The organism is Vicinamibacteria bacterium (assembly GCA_035620555.1).
Classification (GTDB): Bacteria; Acidobacteriota; Vicinamibacteria; order Marinacidobacterales; family SMYC01; genus DASPGQ01.
The window spans coordinates 1-6,399 of record DASPGQ010000073.1 but is presented as its reverse complement, the minus strand read 5'-3'; the positions used below and the strand labels follow the sequence as shown (position 1 = coordinate 6,399).

General features: G+C 62.1%; 10 protein-coding genes. 6 read left to right on the top strand and 4 right to left on the bottom strand.

The window, feature by feature from the left end; translation table 11 throughout:
* On the top strand, positions 1-813 hold an 813-nt coding region (locus VEK15_02780), incomplete at its 5' end, for a citrate/2-methylcitrate synthase (protein HXV59593.1).
* Here VEK15_02780 and VEK15_02775 read toward each other — a convergent pair.
* From VEK15_02775 to VEK15_02765, 3 genes are read right to left on the bottom strand one after another with little or no spacing between them, the layout of a single operon-like run.
* Entirely contained in the window at positions 765-1,139 is a 375-nt protein-coding gene (locus VEK15_02775) for a DnaJ family domain-containing protein (protein ID HXV59592.1), read from the bottom strand. The genes VEK15_02780 and VEK15_02775 overlap by 49 nt on opposite strands.
* Before the next feature lie 15 nt (positions 1,140-1,154).
* A complete protein-coding gene (locus tag VEK15_02770; protein ID HXV59591.1) occupies positions 1,155-2,258 on the bottom strand; it encodes an aminotransferase class I/II-fold pyridoxal phosphate-dependent enzyme in 1,104 nt (367 codons plus the stop codon).
* The gene (locus VEK15_02765; protein HXV59590.1) at positions 2,255-2,608 is read right to left on the bottom strand and encodes a PilZ domain-containing protein; all 354 of its coding nucleotides are present in this window, start codon (positions 2,606-2,608) and stop codon (positions 2,255-2,257) included. The genes VEK15_02770 and VEK15_02765 overlap by 4 nt, the downstream gene beginning before the upstream one ends.
* A gap of 89 nt (positions 2,609-2,697) precedes the next feature.
* Here VEK15_02765 and ispG point away from each other — a divergent pair, with 89 nt between their 5' ends.
* The 3 genes from ispG (at position 2,698) to VEK15_02750 (ending at position 4,591) form a co-directional block, all read left to right on the top strand.
* On the top strand, positions 2,698-3,843 hold the full coding sequence (gene ispG / locus VEK15_02760; protein HXV59589.1) for a (E)-4-hydroxy-3-methylbut-2-enyl-diphosphate synthase: 1,146 nt from the start codon (positions 2,698-2,700) through the stop codon (positions 3,841-3,843).
* Positions 3,844-3,950: 107 nt separating this feature from the next.
* On the top strand, positions 3,951-4,208 hold the full coding sequence (locus VEK15_02755) for a type II toxin-antitoxin system prevent-host-death family antitoxin (protein HXV59588.1): 258 nt from the start codon (positions 3,951-3,953) through the stop codon (positions 4,206-4,208).
* Positions 4,205-4,591, top strand: a complete 387-nt coding sequence (locus tag VEK15_02750) for a PIN domain-containing protein (protein HXV59587.1) — start codon at positions 4,205-4,207, stop codon at positions 4,589-4,591. Before VEK15_02755 ends, VEK15_02750 begins: the two co-directional genes overlap by 4 nt.
* Positions 4,592-4,655: 64 nt before the next feature.
* Here VEK15_02750 and VEK15_02745 read toward each other — a convergent pair whose 3' ends face one another.
* Positions 4,656-4,769: a 30S ribosomal protein THX gene (locus tag VEK15_02745; GenBank protein ID HXV59586.1), complete on the bottom strand. Its 114-nt coding sequence runs from the start codon at positions 4,767-4,769 to the stop codon at positions 4,656-4,658.
* A gap of 37 nt (positions 4,770-4,806) precedes the next feature.
* Between VEK15_02745 and VEK15_02740 the strand changes: the two genes are divergently transcribed.
* Together VEK15_02740 and pxpB are read left to right on the top strand one after the other, a co-directional pair.
* On the top strand, positions 4,807-5,574 hold the full coding sequence (locus VEK15_02740) for a 5-oxoprolinase subunit PxpA (GenBank protein HXV59585.1): 768 nt from the start codon (positions 4,807-4,809) through the stop codon (positions 5,572-5,574).
* Positions 5,575-5,697: 123 nt separating this feature from the next.
* Positions 5,698-6,399, top strand: a 702-nt coding sequence (pxpB, locus tag VEK15_02735; protein HXV59584.1) for a 5-oxoprolinase subunit PxpB, incomplete at its 3' end; no start/stop codon positions are given.

The following is a 6,399-nucleotide window of genomic DNA, read 5'->3' as shown; positions in this document are numbered from 1 at the left end:
AGACGGCTCCAGACCTATCGCCTGATCGCCAAGATGCCGACGCTCGCGGCGTTCGCCTATCGGCACAGTATCGGCATGCGCTACACCTATCCCGACAACGACCTGCGTTACACCAAGAACTTCCTCAAGATGATGTTTGCGATGACGCCGAGCTTCGACGCCGATTCGGTGCTGGCGAAGGCGCTCGACGTCCTGTTCATCCTTCACGCCGATCACGAGCAGAACTGCTCGACGAGCGCGATGCGTTGCGTCGGTAGCTCGGAATCCGATCCCTACTCGGCGACGGCAGCGGCGGCGGCAGCGCTCTATGGGCCGCTCCACGGTGGAGCCAACGAGGCCGTTCTCCGGATGTTGAACGAGATCGGAAGCAAGGAGAAGGTGCCCGCCTACATCAAACGCGTGAAGGAGGGCGAGGTGCGGCTCATGGGCTTCGGCCATCGGGTCTACAAGAGCTACGATCCCCGCGCCACCATCATCAAGAGAACCGCGCACGAGGTCTTCGAGGTCACGGGGAAGAACCCGCTCATCGATATCGCCGTCGAGCTCGAGCGCATCGCCCTGCAGGAGGACTACTTCGTGAAGCGGCGTCTCTACCCGAACGTCGACTTCTACTCCGGCATCATCTACGAAGCGATGGGTTTTCCCGTGAGCATGTTCCCCGTGCTCTTCGCGATTCCTCGCACGTCGGGCTGGATCGCGCAATGGGAGGAGATGCTGACCGACTCCGAGCAGCGGATCGCCCGGCCGCAGCAGCTCTACGAGGGCTACGAGCAGCGGGACTTCGTCCCCATGGGGGAGCGCAAAGCCACCTGAGCCTCCTCGCCGCGGATCGCCCGCCTGAACATCAGATTCAAGCGCAGCACCCGCCGGTTCAGCTCGCGGGCAATTCGAACGCGCTCCTCACCATCCGTCGCCGCAGCGAGCAGCTCTTTCAGAGTCACGATCTCTTTTCTGAGCTCCATCTCCGGAGGTAAGAAGCCCGCGTCTTTCAGCAACTTGTAGGCGATTCGGAGATCGTCGGGGACGAAGGCATTCGAATCGAAACGAAGGGGCTTTCCCTCGAGCTCGGGGCATCTGAGCTCTCCTCGCTCGAGAGCCGCCTCGATTCTCCTCTCGGCGATCCGCGCCAGATAATCCATTAATTGATTGATTGGCTAATTCAGTTCGTCGAGGAAATCCGAAAGTCGGGCGAGTCCATCGGCGAGCTTCGCCTCGTCGTAGCCGTAGCCGATGCGGATGTAGCCATCGATGTCGAAGTGATCGCCGGGGACGATGAGGAGGCTCTTTTCCTCACGGACCCTCTCCATCAGCACGGTCGAGTTGATGTCCCAGTCGTAGCGGACGAAAGCAATGGCGCCTGCCTTCGGGGGAACGAGAGACAGGCGATCCTCGTGTCGCGCGACCAGCTCGTTGACGAGCGGGAGCTGTCGGTTCAGGATTCCGCGCGTCCTCTCGAGAATGCGTTGCCTCGTGCCGGGCTCGAGGGCGATGGTGGCGAGCCTGTCCGACAGCGCTCCCGGCGCAATGGTCGTGTAGTCCTTGTACGACCAGAGCTCGGCTGACGTGCCCTCGTCCGCGACCATCCACCCCATTCGCAGGCCGGGAAGCCCGTAGGCCTTGGAGAGCCCCGAGGTCACGATGAGACGATCGTACCAGCCGTAGAAGGTGGGGGAGAGCACGCCATCAAGCTCGGCGCCTTGATAGACCTCATCGGCCAGGAGGTAGGCTCCCACGCTGCCCGCGATTTTCGCGATCTCCCGCATGGCATCTTCGCTCAAGACCGCGCCCGTGGGGTTATTGGGGTTGCAGACGGCGATCAGCTTGGTCCTGTCGTTCACGACGCGGCGAAGCTCGTCGAGATCCGGCCCCCAGCTCGCTTCCTCGTGGAGCGGAAGCTTGTGAACCCTTGCTCCCAGCGAGCGGGCGAGACCCCAGATCTGCATGTAGTTCGGCATCATCACGACGACCTCGTCGCCCGGCTCGACGAGGTGCGTCACTGCCACATAGTTCGCTTCGGCCGTCCCGTTCGTCGCGACGACGTTATCGGCGTCCGCCCCCGGATAGAGGTCGGCGATTCGGTCGCGCAGCTCCTCGGTGCCGTTCGTCTGCGGGTACGAAAGTCGCGTATCCGACACGTTCGAACCGTCGATCAGCTCTCCGAGCGTCATCGGCTCGACACCACTTTCGGCCAAGTTGACTTCGACGCGGTTCTCCCAGACGGACTGGGTCCGTTCCATGACGAACGTCTCGAGCTTCATGAACCGGCCGACCTCGGTTCTGCGGAACCCGGAGAGGAGAGCTGCTCGATGACCCGATCGAGCCTTTCCCGCGTTTCGTCGTCGAGGTAGCGAAAGACGATGCCGTAGTGATCGGTCTCGTCTTGGGGCGATACGGCATGCCAGCGGATCGCGGCATCCAGGCTGAGGTTCTCTCCCACGAAGTCGAGAATGAGCTTGATCCGGCTGATTCCAAAATCACTCTTGGCCTCGAGCAGCGCACCCCGGGAAGAGATGTTGTGAATCAGTCCCTCTTCCCGACCCTTGTCCCACTCGATCGTGCACTTGATGGCATCATCCGGCCGAAGACGGGCTTCGCCGCGCTTCTCCATGCTTCCTCCAGCTCAAATAGGCGGATCAGCTCTCGGTGTGAACATGCTATGTCGGAAAGCGGCATCGAGTAAAGCCGCAAGTTGGTAGAATGTTCGTGGTGCAGCGGAATCCCACCCGGGCGGTACGAATCGGACGCATGAGCATCGGCGGCGGCCATCCGATCGCCGTTCAGAGCATGTGTGCCACCCGGACCACCGACGTCGAGGCGACTTCGAAGCAGGTGGAGCAGCTCCGACTCGCGGGGGCGGATCTCGTTCGTATCGCGGTCGATAGCGACAAGGATGCCGCCTCCCTCGAGACCATTCGCGATCGGACCGATGCCAACCTGTCGGTCGATCTCCAGGAGAACTATCGCCTGGCGGAAAAGGTCGCTCCGTACGTGGATAAGATTCGCTACAACCCGGGCCACTTGTACCATCACGAGCGCTCGAAGCCGGTTCGTGACAAGGTCGCCTATCTCGTCGACGTGGCCTCCCGGTTCGACTGCGCCATGCGAATCGGGGTCAACTGCGGCTCGATCGACCCCGAACGGGCCAGCGACTTCACCGGAGACTCCGTTTCAGCCATGGTCGCTTCCGCGCTCGAACATGCCGAGATTCTCGACGGGATCGGCTACCGCCGATACTGCGTGTCGCTGAAGGACTCCGATCCGGCCAAAGTCGTCGACGCCAATCGTCGTTTCGCCGAGGCCCGTCCCGACGTTCCTCTCCATCTCGGCGTGACCGAGGCGGGTTTACCGCCCGACGGGATCATCAAGACGCGGATTGCCTTCGAGCAGCTGCTCTCTCAGGGGATCGGAGATACGATCCGGGTCTCGCTCACTCTGCCCAATCCGAAAAAGCACGAAGAGGTCGAGGTGGGCCGACGAATCCTCGACGATATCGCGGCGGGTCGATTCCGCTCCGTGCCGAAGTTTCCCGACGATCGGCTGAATATCATCTCCTGTCCCTCCTGCTCGCGGGTGGAGAACGAGGACTTCGTCGAGCTAGCGCGAAAGGTCAAGGAGATGACCCGCTACGCCAAGGACCACGCCATCACGATCGCGATCATGGGATGCCGGGTCAACGGTCCGGGCGAGACCGACGATGCCGACCTCGGACTCTGGTGCGCGCCGCGCTTCGTAAACTTGAAGCGGCGGCAAGAGTCGCTGGGTGCCTTCTCCTATGAAGAGATCCTGCCGCGCCTGAAGAAGGAGCTCGATTCTCTCATCCAGGAAAGAAGCGCGGCTACGTAGATATGTCGACAGATGGCTGCTCGGGGCTTTTCTCGATGGTGGCCTGTCAACTGTGAACGCCTCGCCAGGAGTTGACTGGCTGTGCCGTCCAATTGTACATTGTACAAGTGAAGAGAGTTACGGCATCGGAGGCGCGCAGGAACTGGTTTCAGCTCCTTGATGAGGTGGCTCAGGGCGAACGCGTCGTCATCGAGCGTCGCGGCCGGCGGATCGTCGTTTTCTGCGAGGACAAAGAACAAATGGGGCCGTCTCCACGAACGCCCAACTATCGCGAGCTTCTCCAAGTTCCGGAAGCCGACAACGCGGATCGCTGGTCTTGGAGCTGGTCCGAGAACGGTGTCGAGCTCGTCGATAAAGAGTCTTGACCATAATCCTCGACACGCATTTCCTCATCTGGCTCGTGCTGGGCTCCGATCGTGTAGCCGAGTTTTCGTGGATCGGTGTTTATCGGCCATGGGGAGTGTCGCCGATATCGCTTCTGGAGATCCAGTTTCTATCGGAGGTTGGCAGGCTGCGCGTCAAAAACTCTGACTTTGTAGAAGCTCTGGCCAGCGACGACCGGTTCGTGATCGATGACGCGCCGCTCGCGGCGTTATTCCGACAGGCGCTCTCACTCGGATGGACGCGAGACCCCTTCGATCGACTGCTCGCAGCGCATAGTCTCGCGCGGCGGGTGCCGCTGTGCAGCACCGACAGCACGATCCGGGAGCATCATGCGTTGCTGCCAAAGGAGCTGCGCGCCGGCTGACTTCGACTGGGAGCGCAGGTATTCCCGGGATCACATCCTGGGTGAACAGGTACGACAGCCGCGGTTACTCGCTCACCGAGGATTTGCTCTTCTTCTTGTTTTTGGCTTTGGGGCGAGTCTTCCCGGTCGAACCGCGAAAGATCTTGCCGCGCTTGGTTCTCCGATCGCCTTTTCCCACGGCGTCATTGTACCCGAAATCGTTTACAATTCGACCGATGCGAATCGACCTGAACTGCGACGTGGGGGAGAGCTTCGGTATCTATCGGATCGGAGCCGATTACGACGAGCTTTTCGAGATCGTGACTTCGGCCAATGTCGCTTGTGGCTTTCATGCCGGCGATCCCCAAATCATCGACCGGACGATTGCGGCGGCCGCGCGACACGGCGTGGCGGTCGGCGCTCATCCGAGTCATCACGACCTCCGCGGTTTCGGACGCCGTCCGGTTCAGGTCAATTCCGAAGAAATCGAGTCCGACGTCCTCTACCAGGTCGGTGCCATTCTCGCATTTGCGCGCGCCCACGGCGTGGCGCTCGTCCACGTCAAGCCGCACGGCGCGCTCTACAATCAGGCGGTCGAGGACGAGGAGCTGGCGTCGGCGATCGTACGGGGCGTGGCCAGGGTGAGCCGAGACCTGATATTCGTCGGACTCGCCACGTCGAGGGTGATGCGAGAGGCGGCGGAAGCCTCGGGGCTTCGCTACGCCGGCGAGGCCTTTGCCGATCGGGTCTACAACCCCGACGGCACCTTGCAGTCGCGTCGCATCGAAGGGTCGGTCATCACCGATCCCGAGCGTGCCGCCGCACAGGCAGTCTCGATCGCTTCCAATCGAAGCGTGCGGGCTCACGACGGAACCACGGTGCCGCTGGAAGCGGAAACCTTGTGCCTGCATGGCGACAACCCCAAAGCCCTGGAGAACTCGCGCCGGGTGCGCGAAGCGCTCGAAAGAGCAGGAGTCGACGTCAAGGGTCTCTTAGCAGGGTGATGAACAACGCATCTCACCCTGCGCGAGCGGAGCGAGCCCGGCGCGCTCGCCGCGCCGTAAGCAGCCCGAGCCGTGGCGGCACGATCGATTACGGGTCCCGCCACGGCATTGAGCATTAGAAGATTGACGCCTCGACCGACACCCCGATTTCTTCCCGCGGGCGACGGCGCAGTAGTCATCGAGATTGGAAACGCGATCGACGCCGATCTGAATGCGCGGGTTCGCGCGCTCGACCTGGCGCTGGCCCGAGATCCGTTCGACGGTTACCTCGAAGCGGTACCCACCTATCGATCGCTTCTCGTCTTCTACGACTCAGGCCGTTGCACGTTCGCCGCCATTCGTGAGCACGTGGCCAAACTGGGAACTAGAGCGACCGGGTCGAGACTGCCGCGGGCACGAACCAAGCAGGTGCCCGTGGTCTATGACGGCGAAGATCTCGAGGAAGTCGCACGCACGATTGGGACCAGTGCGAAGGAGGTCGTTCGACTTCACAGCGAGCGGGAGTACCTCGTGTATATGGTCGGCTTCACCCCGGGCTTCGCCTACATGGCGGAGACGGATCCGAAGCTGGCGCTGCCCCGACGGGCCACCCCTCGAACCCGCGTTCCCGCGGGGTCGGTTGCCATTGCGATGGGGCAGACGGGAATCTATCCGTCCCCGACACCTGGTGGCTGGCACCTGCTCGGTCGTGCCGAGCACCGAACGCTCTTCGATTTGAACACCGATCCGCCGAGCTTCTTCGTATCCGGCGACCGGGTTCGATTCGTGCCCGTGGATGCGTTGCCCGAGCTCGTCGGAGCGGAACCCAATCGAGCCCGAGCCGCT

Bases quoted from the DNA above. Each gene is read 5' to 3' on its own strand.
- VEK15_02765 (HXV59590.1), bottom strand. From the start codon at position 2,608: ATGGAGAAGCGCGGCGAAGCCCGTCTTCGGCCGGATGATGCCATCAAG.
- VEK15_02770 (HXV59591.1), bottom strand. From the start codon at position 2,258: ATGAAGCTCGAGACGTTCGTCATGGAACGGACCCAGTCCGTCTGGGAG.
- VEK15_02775 (HXV59592.1), bottom strand. From the start codon at position 1,139: ATGGATTATCTGGCGCGGATCGCCGAGAGGAGAATCGAGGCGGCTCTC.
- ispG (HXV59589.1), top strand. From the start codon at position 2,698: ATGTTCGTGGTGCAGCGGAATCCCACCCGGGCGGTACGAATCGGACGC.
- VEK15_02740 (HXV59585.1), top strand. From the start codon at position 4,807: ATGCGAATCGACCTGAACTGCGACGTGGGGGAGAGCTTCGGTATCTAT.